At 66.7% G+C, this 14348-nt stretch carries 16 protein-coding genes; 12 read left to right on the top strand and 4 right to left on the bottom strand.

The annotated features are described in order from the left end of the window. The first annotated feature begins 102 nt into the window (after positions 1-102). From rpmF to mspA (BEMPMBAN_RS26250), 7 genes are all read left to right on the top strand, one after another. Positions 103-276 carry a 50S ribosomal protein L32 gene (gene rpmF, locus BEMPMBAN_RS26280; protein ID WP_048420022.1) on the top strand — a complete coding sequence of 58 codons (174 nt, stop codon included), beginning with the start codon at positions 103-105 and terminating at the stop codon, positions 274-276. Positions 277-346: 70 nt separating this feature from the next. Further along, the gene (locus tag BEMPMBAN_RS26275) at positions 347-1033 is read left to right on the top strand and encodes a response regulator transcription factor (protein ID WP_159234460.1); all 687 of its coding nucleotides are present in this window, start codon (positions 347-349) and stop codon (positions 1031-1033) included. After that, positions 1033-2496 (top strand): HAMP domain-containing sensor histidine kinase, encoded by a 1464-nt coding sequence (locus tag BEMPMBAN_RS26270; protein WP_159234459.1) that lies wholly within the window; start codon positions 1033-1035, stop codon positions 2494-2496. The genes BEMPMBAN_RS26275 and BEMPMBAN_RS26270 overlap by 1 nt, the downstream gene beginning before the upstream one ends. A 183-nt stretch (positions 2497-2679) precedes the next feature. Beyond that, positions 2680-4026, top strand: coding sequence for a S1C family serine protease (locus tag BEMPMBAN_RS26265; protein WP_159234458.1), 1347 nt, complete (start codon positions 2680-2682; stop codon positions 4024-4026). Between the two features lie 47 nt (positions 4027-4073). After that, positions 4074-4601, top strand: coding sequence for a MogA/MoaB family molybdenum cofactor biosynthesis protein (locus BEMPMBAN_RS26260; protein WP_234897705.1), 528 nt, complete (start codon positions 4074-4076; stop codon positions 4599-4601). Between the two features lie 706 nt (positions 4602-5307). Beyond that, positions 5308-5955 carry a porin MspA gene (mspA, locus tag BEMPMBAN_RS26255; RefSeq protein WP_159234456.1) on the top strand — a complete coding sequence of 216 codons (648 nt, stop codon included), beginning with the start codon at positions 5308-5310 and terminating at the stop codon, positions 5953-5955. A 326-nt stretch (positions 5956-6281) separates the two neighbouring features. Further along, positions 6282-6929, top strand: coding sequence for a porin MspA (gene mspA / locus BEMPMBAN_RS26250; protein WP_159234456.1), 648 nt, complete (start codon positions 6282-6284; stop codon positions 6927-6929). A gap of 76 nt (positions 6930-7005) precedes the next feature. On the opposite strand, the gene mscL is transcribed toward mspA (BEMPMBAN_RS26250), so the two are convergent. After that, entirely contained in the window at positions 7006-7440 is a 435-nt protein-coding gene (mscL, locus tag BEMPMBAN_RS26245; protein ID WP_234897704.1) for a large-conductance mechanosensitive channel protein MscL, read from the bottom strand. 427 nt (positions 7441-7867) lie between these two features. Between mscL and BEMPMBAN_RS26240 the strand changes: the two genes are divergently transcribed. Beyond that, positions 7868-8278: a hypothetical protein gene (locus BEMPMBAN_RS26240; protein ID WP_159234455.1), complete on the top strand. Its 411-nt coding sequence runs from the start codon at positions 7868-7870 to the stop codon at positions 8276-8278. Between the two features lie 62 nt (positions 8279-8340). Here the strand turns inward: BEMPMBAN_RS26240 and BEMPMBAN_RS26235 are convergent, their stop codons facing one another. The 3 genes from BEMPMBAN_RS26235 to BEMPMBAN_RS26225 form a co-directional block, all read right to left on the bottom strand. Further along, positions 8341-9000, bottom strand: coding sequence for an SAF domain-containing protein (locus BEMPMBAN_RS26235; RefSeq protein ID WP_159234454.1), 660 nt, complete (start codon positions 8998-9000; stop codon positions 8341-8343). 65 nt (positions 9001-9065) lie between these two features. Continuing rightward, positions 9066-9422: an FmdB family zinc ribbon protein gene (locus BEMPMBAN_RS26230; RefSeq protein ID WP_159234453.1), complete on the bottom strand. Its 357-nt coding sequence runs from the start codon at positions 9420-9422 to the stop codon at positions 9066-9068. 95 nt (positions 9423-9517) lie between these two features. Beyond that, entirely contained in the window at positions 9518-10102 is a 585-nt protein-coding gene (locus BEMPMBAN_RS26225) for a 5-formyltetrahydrofolate cyclo-ligase (RefSeq protein WP_200846125.1), read from the bottom strand. 64 nt (positions 10103-10166) lie between these two features. Here BEMPMBAN_RS26225 and BEMPMBAN_RS26220 point away from each other — a divergent pair, with 64 nt between their 5' ends. The 4 genes from BEMPMBAN_RS26220 (at position 10167) to sepX (ending at position 14327) form a co-directional block, all read left to right on the top strand. Beyond that, the gene (locus BEMPMBAN_RS26220; RefSeq protein ID WP_159234451.1) at positions 10167-11090 is read left to right on the top strand and encodes a UTP--glucose-1-phosphate uridylyltransferase; all 924 of its coding nucleotides are present in this window, start codon (positions 10167-10169) and stop codon (positions 11088-11090) included. 75 nt (positions 11091-11165) lie between these two features. Further along, on the top strand, positions 11166-12449 hold the full coding sequence (glp, locus tag BEMPMBAN_RS26215) for a molybdotransferase-like divisome protein Glp (RefSeq protein WP_159234450.1): 1284 nt from the start codon (positions 11166-11168) through the stop codon (positions 12447-12449). A 19-nt stretch (positions 12450-12468) separates the two neighbouring features. After that, positions 12469-13122 (top strand): GNAT family N-acetyltransferase, encoded by a 654-nt coding sequence (locus BEMPMBAN_RS26210; RefSeq protein ID WP_159234449.1) that lies wholly within the window; start codon positions 12469-12471, stop codon positions 13120-13122. A 155-nt stretch (positions 13123-13277) separates the two neighbouring features. After that, positions 13278-14327, top strand: coding sequence for a divisome protein SepX/GlpR (gene sepX / locus BEMPMBAN_RS26205; protein ID WP_159234448.1), 1050 nt, complete (start codon positions 13278-13280; stop codon positions 14325-14327). Positions 14328-14348 lie beyond the last annotated feature (21 nt).

Below are 14348 nucleotides of genomic sequence, written 5' to 3'. Positions count from 1 at the left end.
CCAGCTCACCGGCTATCCTTGTCGGCAATTGCCGGTGCCCGGTAGTGCCTGTCATGGGCAGAGCCGCGCCGGATGCCACCCCGATAGATGGAGAGCTCGATCATGGCTGTGCCCAAGCGCAGGATGTCGCGCGCGAACACCCGTAGCCGGCGCGCGCAGTGGAAGGCCACCCGTACCGAACTCGTCGGCGTGACCGTGGCCGGGCAGCAGCACAAGGTCCCCCGCCGCCTGCTCAAGGCCGCGCGTCTGGGACTGATCGACCTCGACCGCCGCTAGGCGATTCGATTCACCGCCTGAGCGGCGCGCCTCTCAGGCGACTCTCAGCCGCGGGGTCGACACTGTTCGAGTGCGCATACTTGTCGTTGACGACGATCGCGCGGTGCGCGAATCCCTGCGACGATCTCTTTCCTTCAACGGGTATTCGGTCGAGCTGGCGCAAGACGGTCGGGAAGCGCTGGAACTGATCTCCAGCCATCGGCCCGACGCAGTGGTGCTCGACGTGATGATGCCACGACTGGACGGGCTGGAGGTGTGTCGGCAGCTCCGCAGCACCGGCGACGACCTCCCGATCCTGGTGCTCACCGCCCGCGACTCCGTGTCCGAACGGGTGGCCGGTCTGGACGCCGGAGCCGACGACTACCTCCCCAAGCCGTTCGCGCTGGAGGAGTTGCTGGCCCGGATGCGTGCGCTGCTGCGCCGCACCAACCCCGAAGAGGGCAGTGAATCTGCGGCGATGACCTTTTCGGACCTGTCGCTTGATCCGGTGACGCGGGAGGTCACCCGGGGAGATCGGCAGATCAGCCTCACCCGCACCGAGTTCTCCCTGCTCGAGATGCTGATCGCCAACCCGCGCCGCGTCCTGACCCGCAGCCGGATACTCGAGGAGGTGTGGGGCTTCGACTTCCCGACCTCGGGCAACGCACTCGAGGTCTACGTCGGCTACCTGCGTCGCAAGACCGAGGCCGAAGGCGAACCGCGGCTGATCCACACCGTCCGCGGCGTCGGATACGTGCTGCGCGAGACACCTCCCTGATGACCGACCGCACGTTCAGCCCCTGGTCCGGGACACCCGCGCCGGTGCCGCCGCCCACCAGCTCGGTGTCCCTGCGGTGGCGGGTGATGCTGCTGGCCATGTCGATGGTGGCCATGGTGGTGGTGCTGATGGCGGTCGCCGTCTACGCGGTCGTGTCCCACGCGCTCTACGACGACATCGACACCCAACTGCGCAGCCGCGCCGACCTGCTGATCGAGAGCGGAACGCTGACCGCCGATCCCGCCAGCGCCATCCAAGGCACCGCGTACTCGGAGATGAACGCGATGCTGTTCACCGCCCGGGCCATCTATACCGCCAACCAGCAGGGCCAGACGCTGCCGTTGGGCGGGCCCGAGAAGGACGTGATCCAGGGCAAGCTGCTGATGTCGTTGCGCACGGTCAACCATCAGCGGGTGCTTGCGAGGCACCTTCCCGATAGTGGTGATTCGCTGCTGATCTCGATGAGCCTGGAGCCGACCGGCAAGGTGCTCCGGCGTCTGGGCACCGTGCTGCTGATCGTCGGCGGGATCGGCGTGGCCGTCGCGGCCATCGTGGGCGGCATGGTGGCACGCACCGGCCTGCGCCCGGTGGCCCGGCTCACGCAGGCGGCCGAACGGGTGGCCCGCACCGATGATCTGCGGCCGATACCGGTCTACGGCACCGACGAGCTCGCCCGGCTCACCGAGGCCTTCAACATGATGCTGCGGGCGCTCGCCGAATCCCGGGAGCGACAGGCGCGGTTGGTCACCGATGCCGGTCACGAGCTGCGCACTCCCTTGACCTCGTTGCGCACCAACGTCGAGCTGCTGATGGCATCGATGGCGCCGGGTGCACCGCGGCTGCCGGAAGAGGAAATGGTCGGGCTGCGCACCGACGTCCTCGCCCAGATCGAGGAACTGTCGACGTTGGTCGGCGATCTCGTCGATCTGACCCGGGAGGACGCCGGCGGCGTCATCCACGAGACGGTGGAGCTTGCCGAGGTGATCGACCGGTCGCTCGAGCGGGTTCGCAGGCGCCGCAACGACATCGAGTTCGACATCTCCGTCATTCCGTGGCAGGTGTACGGCGATGGGGCCGGCCTGGCACGTGCGGTGCTCAACCTGTTGGACAACGCCGCCAAGTGGAGTCCGCCCGATGGCCGGGTGTCCGTCAGGCTCGCCCAGGTCGATCCCCAGCACGCAGAGCTGGTGGTCTCCGATCACGGCCCCGGAATCCCCCCGCAGGAACGCAGTCTCGTCTTCGAGCGGTTCTTCAGGTCGACCGCGGCCCGGGCGATGCCGGGGTCCGGTCTCGGCTTGGCGATCGTCAAACAGGTGGTGCTCAAACACGGCGGCACCTTGCTCGTCCGGGAGACTGCCCCGGGCAGGCAGCCGCCGGGTACCTCGATGCACGTGGTGCTGCCCGGCAGACCGTCTGTCGTGCAGGAGGACCAGCAGGCCTCGGCTTCGACACGCGGGAACTGATCACCCCGGTGAGCACCATCACGCGGGGAGATGTTGGGCAGGAGCTCGACGGGGTAGACCGAATCGTTATCGCTGTGGCAATTGATCTCTAAGGGGATTCTCAGCACGTTTGGGCACCCTTAGGGGGCATCGTTCGTTGTCCCAGTCGAGAAGCAACTACTTCAGGAAGAGCATCGCAGCGACATGACAAACCATCCGAGGTACTCGCCGACCCCGCCGCCGGTTCGTCAACCCGGTGTTCACGGGCAGGTGCCCCCCGGCTCCGTCGGCGCGCCGCCCTCCTATGGAGAGCAGCACTATGACTGGCGTTATGCGACTGAGCAACAGCGACAGGCGTTTCGGACGCATTACGACCCGTACCGCGGGGCCCCGATGCCGGGCGGCCCGGGCCAGCGTCAGCGGCCCGCGATGCCGACGGCGCCCCATTCTCAACCCCGAAAGCGTTCCCGCGCAGCGGCTTTGACAGCAGGCGCGGCCGCCCTCGCGATCGTATCCGCGGGCATCGGGGGCGGTGTCGCGGTGCTGGCCCACCCTGATCACAACTCCGCGGGCACAAGCGCGTCCGGTGCTGCGCCCAGCATGCCGGCCGCCAGCGTCCCGGACGGGACGGTCGAGCAGGTGGCCGCCAAGGTTGTTCCCAGTGTGGTGAAGCTCGAAGTGAACGTCGGCCGGCAGTCCGAGGAGGGCTCCGGGGTGATCTTGTCGAGCGACGGGCTGATCCTCACCAACAACCATGTGGTCGCCGGGGCCGAGAATTCCTCGGCCGGCGCGGAGACCAAGGTGGTGTTCTCCAACGGCCGCACGACCACGTTCAGCGTGATCGGTACCGACCCCGGCAGCGACATCGCCGTGGTGCGGGCCGAGAAGGTTTCCGGCCTGACGCCCATCGAGGTCGGTTCGTCGGCGGACCTGCGCGTCGGTCAGGACGTCGTGGCCATCGGATCCCCGCTGGGACTGGACGGCACCGTCACCACAGGCATCATCAGCGCGCTGAACCGTCCGGTGGCCGCCGGTGGTGACGCGCAGAACCAGAACACCGTTCTCGACGCCATCCAGACCGATGCGGCGATCAACCCGGGCAACTCGGGAGGCGCCCTGGTGAACATGAGCGGTGAACTCGTCGGCATCAACTCGGCGATCGCCACGATGGGTGCCGACGCCGGCGGTCCGCGGGGCGGGTCCATCGGACTGGGCTTCGCGATCCCGGTGGACCAGGCCAAGCGGATCGCCGACGAGCTGATCCAGACTGGAAGCGCGTCCCGGGCGTCACTGGGCGTCCAGGTCGGCAACGATGCCACCGCCGAGGGCGCGAAGATCGTCGAGGTCACCTCGGGGGGCGCCGCCGCGGCAGCAGGCCTGCCGTCCGGCGTGCTGATCACCAAGCTCAACGACCGGGTGATCGGTAGCGCTGACGCGCTGGTGGCAGCCGTGCGTTCCAAGGCTCCCGGTGACAAGGTCACGCTGACGTTCGTGGATCCGGCCGGTCAGACGCAGACGGTCGACGTCACCCTCGGCAAGGCCGACCAGTGAGGGTCGTCGACGGTCGCTCGCGTCCGGACCTCAGTGTCGCTGCAGCGATGTCCGTGCCGAGATATACGGTTGAGCTCATGGAACAGCCTCATGCGTTGGTCGGCCGCGCGCTCGTTGTCGTCGTCGACGACCGCACCGCCCACGGCGACGAACAGGATCACAGCGGCCCGTTGGTGACCGAACTGCTCGGCGAAGCGGGATTCGTCGTCGACGGTGTGGTGGTGGTGTCCTCTGACGAGGTCGAGATCCGCAACGCGCTGAACACCGCGGTCATCGGAGGCGTCGATCTCGTGGTCTCGGTCGGAGGAACCGGGGTGACACCGCGCGACGTCACACCGGAGTCCACCCTCGAGTTGCTCGACCGGGAGTTGCTGGGCATCGCTGAGGCGCTGCGGGCGTCGGGACTGTCGGCGGGCATCGCCGATGCGGGGTTGTCACGTGGGCTGGCCGGCATCTCCGGCAGCACCCTCGTCGTGAATCTGGCCGGATCCCGCGCTGCGGTGCGGGACGGGATGGCCACGCTGGGGCCGCTGGCGACACAGATCATCGCGCAGCTATCCAGCTTGGAGATCTAACGAGTTGCTCTTGCAGGATTTTCCTCGTCGCGGCGCCGATCCGGTGCGCGGCCGCTGGTTGTTGCACGCACCGGCCCGCGACACCGGCCGCCTGTGTTAAGCGCAGGTGAACGCTCGCCCACCGTTCAGTGTGAGCTTTCTCACACTAGGTTTCGGCTGTGACTCACCGTTCACGGCGCTCCGCGGACGCAGTTAACAAGATTTTCGGGGATGCCTTGCCGGAGATACCTTTTGACGAACGCGATAATTTGTCGCCGGACGACGAGGCCGAGCACGACCGCTGGCTGCGGGACAATGTGCCACCGCATCACGACTAAAAGCCCATTTTCTCAATAACCGCAGAGAGCGCACCCGTAACAGTGTGAGCCCGCAGAGCGAACACCTTGATGCGGGGCTAGAAACTGCGACGTCGCCCACAATGGAACGCCCCGCCGTCGCGGACAGGGGGTCGGAGGCTGACGGGGAATCCTCAGCAAACTGCGGCCCGCTGCGCGTCCGGAGCGACTGCGTCGAGCGTCCGCGTTGCCGGTCTGATTCCTCCCCGTTATGTTCCTCGTGTCAACGATGAGCGAATCGTAAGAACGACATGTGGGGTTTTTAATTCCACTCACATGAAGCTCTTGCGAGGTGTGTGGTGTAGCGGTAGGCCAGGCACGAACAACTCGGTGCCCCCGCCCGGGGTTCCGTCTACATATCAAGGGAGAACATGAAGGCAATCAGTCGGGTGCTGATCGCGATGGTCGCGTCCATCGCGGCGTTGTTCGTGAGCACTGGCACCTCTCACGCAGGGCTGGACAATGAGCTGAGCTTGGTCGACGGCCAGGGGCGGACTCTGACGATCCAGCAGTGGGACACATTCCTCAACGGTGTGTTTCCGCTCGACCGGAACCGGCTGACCCGCGAGTGGTTCCACTCGGGCAAGGCTTCCTACATCGTGGCCGGCGAGGATGCCGACGACTTCGAGGGCACGCTGGAGCTCGGTTATCAGGTGGGCTTCCCGTGGTCGCTGGGTGTGGGTATCAACTTCAGCTACACCACCCCGAACATCGCGTTCGACGGCTTCGAGGGTGACTTCGGTCCGATCCCGCTCGACGGTGGGTTCTCCGGCATCGTGACTCCGCCGCTGTTCCCCGGGGTGTCGATCTCGGCTGACCTCGGTAACGGCCCGGGTATCCAGGAAGTCGCGACCTTCAGTGTCGACGTGGAGGGTCCCGGCGGTTCGGTGGCCGTGTCCAACGCGCACGGCACGGTGACCGGTGCGGCCGGCGGTGTGCTGCTGCGTCCGTTCGCTCGGTTGGTCTCGTCGACCGGTGACAGTGTCACCACCTACGGCGAACCGTGGAACATGAACTGACATTGCATTGACGACAATCGGCCCCCGGCACTGCCGGGGGCCGATTTCGTATGTCGCTGGCGCTTTTTCGGGTGGGTTCGAGGTGGGTCGCCCGGGGGCACGGATGGTGAACAGTGGGTTAATTTCGTCGCGATCTCCTGGTCGGGGCGGCCGTTCGTGTTGCCGGTCTGATTCCTCCCCGTTATGTTCCTCGTGTTCAACATGAGCGAATCGTGAGAACGGAACGTGGGATTTTTAATTCCACTCACATGAAGCTCTTGCGGTAGGCCAGGCACGAACAACTCGGTGCCCCCGCCCGGGGTTCCGTCTACATATCAAGGGAGAACATGAAGGCAATCAGTCGGGTGCTGATCGCGATGGTCGCGTCCATCGCGGCGTTGTTCGTGAGCACTGGCACCTCTCACGCAGGGCTGGACAATGAGCTGAGCTTGGTCGACGGCCAGGGGCGGACTCTGACGATCCAGCAGTGGGACACATTCCTCAACGGTGTGTTTCCGCTCGACCGGAACCGGCTGACCCGCGAGTGGTTCCACTCGGGCAAGGCTTCCTACATCGTGGCCGGCGAGGATGCCGACGACTTCGAGGGCACGCTGGAGCTCGGTTATCAGGTGGGCTTCCCGTGGTCGCTGGGTGTGGGTATCAACTTCAGCTACACCACCCCGAACATCGCGTTCGACGGCTTCGAGGGTGACTTCGGTCCGATCCCGCTCGACGGTGGGTTCTCCGGCATCGTGACTCCGCCGCTGTTCCCCGGGGTGTCGATCTCGGCTGACCTCGGTAACGGCCCGGGTATCCAGGAAGTCGCGACCTTCAGTGTCGACGTGGAGGGTCCCGGCGGTTCGGTGGCCGTGTCCAACGCGCACGGCACGGTGACCGGTGCGGCCGGCGGTGTGCTGCTGCGTCCGTTCGCTCGGTTGGTCTCGTCGACCGGTGACAGTGTCACCACCTACGGCGAACCGTGGAACATGAACTGACATTGCATTGACGACAATCGGCCCCCGGCACTGCCGGGGGCCGATTTCGTATGTCGGGCTCGATTCGTCGCGACGGTCATTCCGAATGGTCGGCCGGCGCGGTCGCGTCGCCGCGCTTATCTGCCGGTCCAGCGGTTTCGTTCGCGCGCAGCAGGTCTCGGATCTCCGTGAGCAGGGTCAGCTCTGTCTCGGTCGAGTCGACCTTCTTGTCGCGCTCCTTGAGCTTCTTGAACGGGACGACGATCACGAAGTAGATCACCGCAGCCACGATGAGGAAGTTGATGCCGGCCGACAGAACGGCGTTGAGGTCGACGAACTGGTCGCCTCCGAGTGGGATGCGCAGGATGCCGTACTCCGCATCGGGTCCTGCGCCGATGCGGTCGATGAGAGGCTGGATGACGTTCTGTGTGAACGCGGTGACCAGGCCGGTGAACGCGGCCCCGATCACGACCGCGACAGCGAGGTCGATCACATTGCCCCGAGATATGAAGTCCTTGAACCCTTTCAGCATCGGCTGTCCTTTCGTGTCCGACTGATTCCGAGATCAGACGAACCGTAGCGCTGCGGCTGCATTCTCGGGGTTCGTTGGCAGACCCGACCGGCTGACGCTCGCAGACATCCGCTCGCCCGGGCACGCGACCCGGCGGAAACGGGTCGCCTACACCTTTGCCGCAGCGAGTTGCGTCGACTTCTGCGGGCGGGTGGCCACAGCCTGGTTCGGTAGCCGGCGATTTTCAGCAGATTCCCAGGTGCAACAGGACAAATCAGGGACGGCGTCCTGCGGCGACCTACGCTGCCGAAGCTAAAATGATCCTAAGGATCTCGCTTTGCTCTACGACGCCATGCACGGTCGGGTCCGGCCTGCTAATGTTCTGGTTGGACTTGAGTGTTTTTCGACTCGCAACGTACGCGTTCCCGTCACAGAAAGGGGCAGGCCGATGGCCGCTCTCACCCACAATTCCAAGAAGCTGGGCGTTCTCGGCTTTGGTGCGCTCGCCTTCGGCGCAGCGGCCCTGACGTTCGGTGTAGGAACGGCGGGCGCGGACCCCAACGATCCTTCTCACCCCACCATCGGTGGCGACGGCGTGGTGAGTTCGCGCCAGGCGGCCTCGACTTCTGGCGCGGACTACTGCGCCGCAAACCCCGGCACGCTCAGCACGGCATCGGTCATCGCCAGCGACATTGGGGTGCCGACGCAGAAGGCGCAAGAGGCCGGGCCGGAATGGGTCGGATCAGACGGCTGGCAGGCCTCAGGGCTCAGCCGGTCGAACCCGTGGGGTGGCGCGTTCGATCCCAGCTCCACGAGCACCGGGCCTCAGTGCGGGCCGGGCAGCGCCAACGCGTTCTGATCTCACTTTTCACAATTCGCCCCCGGTGGATCACACCGGGGGCGAATTGTCTTTCGGTGCGGTCAATGCAGCGTCAGGGTGATCGCCTCCACCAGGGCGGCGCCGGCGACGGTCTTGGCAGCGGCTGCGGGTAGGGCTACGAGCACCACCCGCCCGCCACTGCCGGCGGTGGGACCGTTCTGTTTGGCCGAGACCAGCACCACCACCGCGTCGGTGGCGACCAGCCGGGCCTCGGTGGCGGGAGCGGCTGATGCCGGCGCGGCCACGATATCGACGACGTCGCCGGGACGGACGAGGTCGACGAGTGCCGCATCGGCCAATGGCAGCGGCACGATACGCGCGCCCGGACCCGCAGCCGCCTCGGCCAACCGCGGACCCAGCACCCGCACGTCGGTGACCACTTCGCCACGTCGCACCGGCCCCGCGAGCGTGCTACCCACCACGGCGTCGAGATCGGTGCGCGCGCCGTCGGGAATGCTTGCCGCCGTACGGGATTCGAGTCGCACATGCTCGGCGGTGAGCTCCGAACCCGGCGACAGATCGCCGGTGGTGACCACCACCTCCGCGTGGTCGGCGCGGGGATCGTCACGCCACGCGGCGACAGCAGCCAGCACGACCAGGGCGCCGGCGAGAACTCGCCGGGCGGCCACCGTGCGCGACCAGTCCGGTCGCAGAACATGCGTCAGCCGACTCAGCGGCGACGGGTCGAGCGAATCCCCCATGCGGCCACGCTAGCCAGCGCGGCTTCGCCCGGTAAGCCGCTGATCACGCGGCTGTGGATAACCGTCTAACTGGAGGCTGCAGCGGCCGGTGCCGAGGACTTGCTCGACGAATCGCTCGACGAGCTGGATTTGTCCGAGGACCCGGAGGTTGTCTTCTCCGATGTCGACGAAGACGTGGACGACGACGAAGAGGACTCAGAACTGCTGTCAGAGCCGCCCGAGCTCTTGGCCGAACTCTTGGCGGCTTCGCGGCTGTCGGTGCGATAGAAACCGCTGCCCTTGAAGACCACGCCGACCTTGCCGAACAGCTTGCGCAGCCGTCCGTCGCACTTCGGGCACTCCGTCATCGAGTCATCGGTGAACGACTGCACCACGTCGAACTTGTTGTCGCATTCGGTGCATGCATAGGAATAGGTAGGCACGAAAACCCTCCGAGGTGGTCAAACTTGTTTAGCACTCTACCGGCTCAAGTGCTAGAACCGCCAGCCGGGCCGGGCCATTCCCGGAGTCGGACGCGTCAACGGCCGAGCGTGACCAGGCCTTGACGCGGCGTCAGCGCATGGGTCACCCGGACGTCGTGCGGTTCCGAGGGCAGGTGGTCGACGAGTTCGTCGTCGCGCACCACGGCCACCAGCGCCGCACCGTCATCGGCCAGGGGCAGCGTCCGGTCGTAGAAGCCGGCACCGCGACCCAGGCGGGTGCCCCGCCGGTCGACGGCCAGGGCGGGTATCAGCACCACCGCCGCCTCGGCCACCGCACCGGCAGGCAACCACGGCTGCGGGGGCTCCCGAAGCCCGAACGGGGCATCGACCAGCTCGCCCGGTCGGTAGCGCCCCCACCGCAGTGGCAACGCCGCGCCGCCGGAAGCGCGGCGTGCGACGGGAAGTAGCACCGTGACCTGGTGGCGCGCCAGCCCGTCGATCAGCTCCGCCGAGCCCGGTTCGGAGCCCACCGGTACGTAGCCGCACACCGTCTGACCAGCTTCGACGAACTCCAGCACGTGCGAAGCCAGGGCCGCCGCCTCGGCGGCGTGTGTCGGCGGGGGCACCGACCGGCGGGCGGCCAGGATCTCGCCTCTAACCTGTGCCTTTGTCGACTGCACCGCTGAGTCCTCCGGAGCCGGGTAGGAAGGGAACATCCAACGCAGAGAGGTTAATGTGTGAACGATGAATCGGCCTGAAGTTCCGATCCCGTACACCGCGGTGGTGCCCGCGGCGGGATTGGGAACACGTTTTCTCCCCGCCACCAAGACGGTGCCCAAGGAGTTGCTGCCTGTCGTCGACACCCCGGGCATCGAGTTGGTCGCCGCGGAGGCCGCCGAAGCCGGTGCCGAGCGGCTGATCATCATCACCTCCGAGGGCAAGGACAGTGTGGTCGCGCACTTCGTCGAGGATCTGGTCCTCGAGGGGACGCTGGAGGCGCGTGGCAAGAAGTCGATGCTCGAGAAGGTCCGGCGGGCGTCCGCGTTGATCAAGGTGGAGTCCGTGGTCCAGGCCGAACCCCTCGGCCTGGGACATGCCGTGGGTTGTGTCGAAGCCAGCCTGGGCCCCGACGAGGACGCGATCGCGGTGTTGCTGCCCGACGATCTGGTACTGCCGACCGGCGTACTGGAGACGATGTCGAAGGTTCGGGCCAAGCGCGGCGGCTCGGTGCTGTGCGCCATCGAGGTGGACAAGGAACACATCAGTGCCTACGGCGTATTCGATGTCGAGACCGTTCCCGATGCCACCAACCCCAACGTGCTCAAGGTCAAGGGCATGGTCGAGAAGCCCAAGGCCGAGGACGCGCCGTCGCCGTATGCCGCGGCCGGCCGTTACGTGCTGGACCGGGCGATTTTCGACGCACTCCGGCGGATTCCGAGAGGTGCCGGAGGTGAACTGCAGCTCACCGACGCGATCGCCCTGCTGATCGAGGAAGGACATCCCGTCCACGTGGTGGTGCACCGGGGATCTCGACACGACCTGGGAAATCCCGGCGGCTACCTCAAGGCTGCGGTTGACTTTGCGTTGGAGCGAGACGACTACGGACCCGAACTGCGGCAGTGGTTGGTCGAGCGGTTGGGGCTCGCTCACGCGACGACCGAGCACTGACGGCTACACCGCCGAGCGCATCAACTGCGCGAATCGACGTCGGCCGGAGGTTCTTCAACGGGAGAAAGGCGTGATTTGCGTTCGGTGGAGGAGCAGCAGGCTCGAGTAGCTTCCGCCGCGGTGGCCCCACGGCCGGTGCGGGTGGCGATTGCGGAAGCCCAGGGTTTGATGTGCGCCGAAGAGGTGGTGACCGAGCGTCCGCTGCCCGGGTTCGACCAGGCGGCGATCGACGGATATGCCGTCCGCAGCGTCGACGTCCTCGGGATCAACGAAGCCGACGGTGGCGGCGACGATGGCGATGTCGATGACCACACGAATGCCGACCGTGAGATCAGCCTGCCGGTGATGGGGTCCATCGAGGCAGGTGCGCGTACCCCGAGCAGATTGCAGCCACGCCAGGCGGCACGCGTGCAGACGGGCGCTCCGATGCCCACCCTCGCCGACGCGGTGTTGCCGTTGCGCTGGACCGATGGCGGCGACTCCCGGGTCAGGGTGCTGCGGGGGGTCAGATCCGGCGCCTACGTCCGGCGCACCGGTGACGATGTCCAGCCGGGCGACGTCGCCGTTCGTGCCGGCACCATCATCGGGGCCGCCCAAGTCGGGCTCCTCGCCGCAGTCGGGCGTGAGCGGGTGCTGGTGCACCCGCGGCCACGACTTTCGGTGATGTGTGTGGGCGGTGAGCTCGTCGACATCTCCCGCACCCCCGGCAACGGTCAGGTCTACGACGTCAACTCCTATGCGCTGGCGGCCGCCGGCCGGGATGCGGGCGCCGAGGTGAACCGGGTCGGCATCGTGCCTACCGACGCCAAGCAGTTGCGCGAAGTCGTCGAAGGTCAACTCAACCGTGCCGAAGTCGTGGTGATCGCGGGCGCCGTGGGCGGCGCGGCCGCCGAAGGGGTGCGGTCGGTGCTGTCGCAGCTCGGCGACATGGAGGTCACGCGCATTGCGATGCATCCCGGGTCGGTGCAGGGCTTCGGCCAGCTGGGGCCCGAGCGGGTGCCGGTGTTCCTGTTGCCCGCCAACCCGGTCAGCGCGCTGGTGGTCTTCGAGGTGATGGTGCGCCCGCTCATCCGACTCTCGCTCGGCAAACGTCAGCCGATGCGGCGTGTCGTGCAGGCCCGGGCACTGTCGCCGATCAGCTCGGTGGCGGGACGCACGGGCTTTCTTCGTGGGCAGTTGATGAGAGACCAGGACACGGGCGAGTATCTGGTGCAGGCTCTCGGCGGAGCTCCCGGCGCGTCGTCGCACCTGCTGGCGACCCTAGCCGAAGCAAACTGTCTGGTTGTCGTGCCCACCGAGGCCGAACAGATTCGCACCGGTGAGGTCGTCGACGTCGCCTTCCTGGCCCAGCGCGGCTGAACGCTGGATGGCGGCGGTCATGAATTTCCTGAGTTCCCGCTCGCAGCATCCTGGCTGGCCACTGCCGGTGGGTCCGTTGCGGGTCTCCACCGGGGTGGTGCAACTTCGTCCTGTCCGGATCCGGGATGCCGCGCAATGGAGCCGGGCCCGGCTGGCGGACCGCAGGCACCTCGAACCCTGGGAGCCGTCGACTGAGCTCAGTTGGGAAGTGCGACATGCTGTTTCAACCTGGCCTTCGGTGTGCTCGGGCCTTCGGGCTGAAGCCCGTCGGGGCCGGATGTTGCCGTATGTGATCGAGGTCGACGGGCATTTCGCCGGTCAACTCACGATCGGCAACGTGACTCACGGCGCGTTGCGCTCTGCCTGGATCGGGTACTGGGTCGCCAGTGGATTCACCGGTGGCGGAGTGGCGACTGCTGCCCTGGCGATGGGCCTGGACCACTGCTTCGGTCCGGTCATGCTGCATCGGGTGGAAGCGACGGTGAGGCCGGAGAACGCCCCGAGTCGGGCGGTGCTGGCAAAGGCCGGCTTCCGGGAAGAGGGCATGCTGAAACGTTATCTCGACGTCGATGGCGGCTGGCGCGATCACCTGCTGGTGGCGATCACGATCGAGGAATTGAACGGTTCGGTGAGCTCTGCGCTGGTCCGCGCGGGCCGCGCCTCCTGGGCCTGAATGTTCTTGCGCAAAACGGCCCGGTGTTACTGATGTGACACAAGTGACGTTTGGTGCTTGCTACCAGCGAATTACAGGTGTGTAATTGACCTCGGCGCGCCGCCCTTGGATGCGCTGGTCACAGACCTAGCCTGATGGGGAAAGGAGCAGGCGCCATGCCAAGCATCCCCCAATCTCTCCTCTGGATCTCCCTCGTCGTCCTCTGGCTGTTCGTGCTGGTTCCGATGTTGATCAACAAGCGCGACGCGGTTCGTCGCACCAGCGACGTCGCGTTGGCGACCCGGGTGCTCAACAGCAGCCGCACCGCCCGGTTGCGCCGACGGGGTGGACCGGCATCGGGGCATCGCAGCGATCCGGACTGGCAGCACTCCGACGTCGACGATGAGCCGGACGACGTCGAAGAGGACGCGCCGGGCCGGTCGGTGGTCATGGTCGCCACCCAAGCCCGAGACGTCGAAGCCGAATCCGACTACCTCGATGTCGACGTCGTGGAGGACTCCGGCGCGCTGCCGGTCGGTGCCGTGACGGCCGAGCGCGAGCCCGTGGTGGCAGCCGAAATCGACGAGCTCACTTTGGAATACGACGACGACGTGGATGACGCGGGGGATGTGGATGATGGCGCGCCCGAGCCCCAGTACGACGCCGACGATGCCGATGATGCCGATGCCGATGCCGATGCCGATGCCGACGATGATGAGTATGAGTACGTCGCCGATTCGTCGGGGCTGGAAGCGCCCTCGGACACCGATCTGAGGATCGCCGACTCGATGAGTGCTGCGCGACGGCGTCGTCACGAGTCCAGCACCGCCGAGGCGGTCACGGCCCGCAAATACCGGTTCCGCGCGCGCACCCTGACGGTGATGGCCGTGTTGCTGCTCGCCAGCGGCGTGGCGGCCTTCACGTGGTCGTCGACCATGTGGTGGGCGTGCGCGTCAGTGGGCACGGTCGCGGTTCTCTACCTGGCGTACCTGCGTCGGCAGACCCGGATCGAGGAACGGGTCCGTCGTCGTCGTGCCCAGCGGGTGGCCAGGGCGCGACTGGGCGTCGAGAACACCGCTGACCAGGAGTTCGACGTCGTGCCGGCGCGGTTGCGCAGGCCCGGTGCGGCGGTGCTGGAGATCGATGACGAGGACCCCGAGTTCGAGCACCTCGACTATGTCCCGTTCGCCCGCCATTACGACCTGCCGCGCGCGGCCGGGCAGTAGCGCTTCGATTTCAACCGGTGT

Origin of the sequence: Mycolicibacterium austroafricanum, assembly GCF_902705885.1 — a bacterium.
Lineage (GTDB): Bacteria > Actinomycetota > Actinomycetes > Mycobacteriales > Mycobacteriaceae > Mycobacterium > Mycobacterium vanbaalenii_A.
The sequence above is the reverse complement of the archived record's forward strand: the minus strand, read 5'-3'. Positions and strand labels throughout refer to the sequence as shown.

What these genes read in the sequence shown, in the direction of transcription:
- rpmF (WP_048420022.1), top strand. Translation starts at nt 103, where the DNA reads ATGGCTGTGCCCAAGCGCAGGATGTCGCGCGCGAACACCCGTAGCCGG.
- BEMPMBAN_RS26270 (WP_159234459.1), top strand. Translation starts at nt 1,033, where the DNA reads ATGACCGACCGCACGTTCAGCCCCTGGTCCGGGACACCCGCGCCGGTG.
- BEMPMBAN_RS26265 (WP_159234458.1), top strand. Translation starts at nt 2,680, where the DNA reads ATGACAAACCATCCGAGGTACTCGCCGACCCCGCCGCCGGTTCGTCAA.
- BEMPMBAN_RS26260 (WP_234897705.1), top strand. Translation starts at nt 4,074, where the DNA reads ATGTCCGTGCCGAGATATACGGTTGAGCTCATGGAACAGCCTCATGCG.
- mspA (WP_159234456.1), top strand. Translation starts at nt 5,308, where the DNA reads ATGAAGGCAATCAGTCGGGTGCTGATCGCGATGGTCGCGTCCATCGCG.
- mspA (WP_159234456.1), top strand. Translation starts at nt 6,282, where the DNA reads ATGAAGGCAATCAGTCGGGTGCTGATCGCGATGGTCGCGTCCATCGCG.
- mscL (WP_234897704.1), bottom strand. Translation starts at nt 7,440, where the DNA reads ATGCTGAAAGGGTTCAAGGACTTCATATCTCGGGGCAATGTGATCGAC.
- BEMPMBAN_RS26240 (WP_159234455.1), top strand. Translation starts at nt 7,868, where the DNA reads ATGGCCGCTCTCACCCACAATTCCAAGAAGCTGGGCGTTCTCGGCTTT.
- BEMPMBAN_RS26235 (WP_159234454.1), bottom strand. Translation starts at nt 9,000, where the DNA reads ATGGGGGATTCGCTCGACCCGTCGCCGCTGAGTCGGCTGACGCATGTT.
- BEMPMBAN_RS26220 (WP_159234451.1), top strand. Translation starts at nt 10,167, where the DNA reads ATGAATCGGCCTGAAGTTCCGATCCCGTACACCGCGGTGGTGCCCGCG.
- BEMPMBAN_RS26210 (WP_159234449.1), top strand. Translation starts at nt 12,469, where the DNA reads ATGAATTTCCTGAGTTCCCGCTCGCAGCATCCTGGCTGGCCACTGCCG.
- sepX (WP_159234448.1), top strand. Translation starts at nt 13,278, where the DNA reads ATGCCAAGCATCCCCCAATCTCTCCTCTGGATCTCCCTCGTCGTCCTC.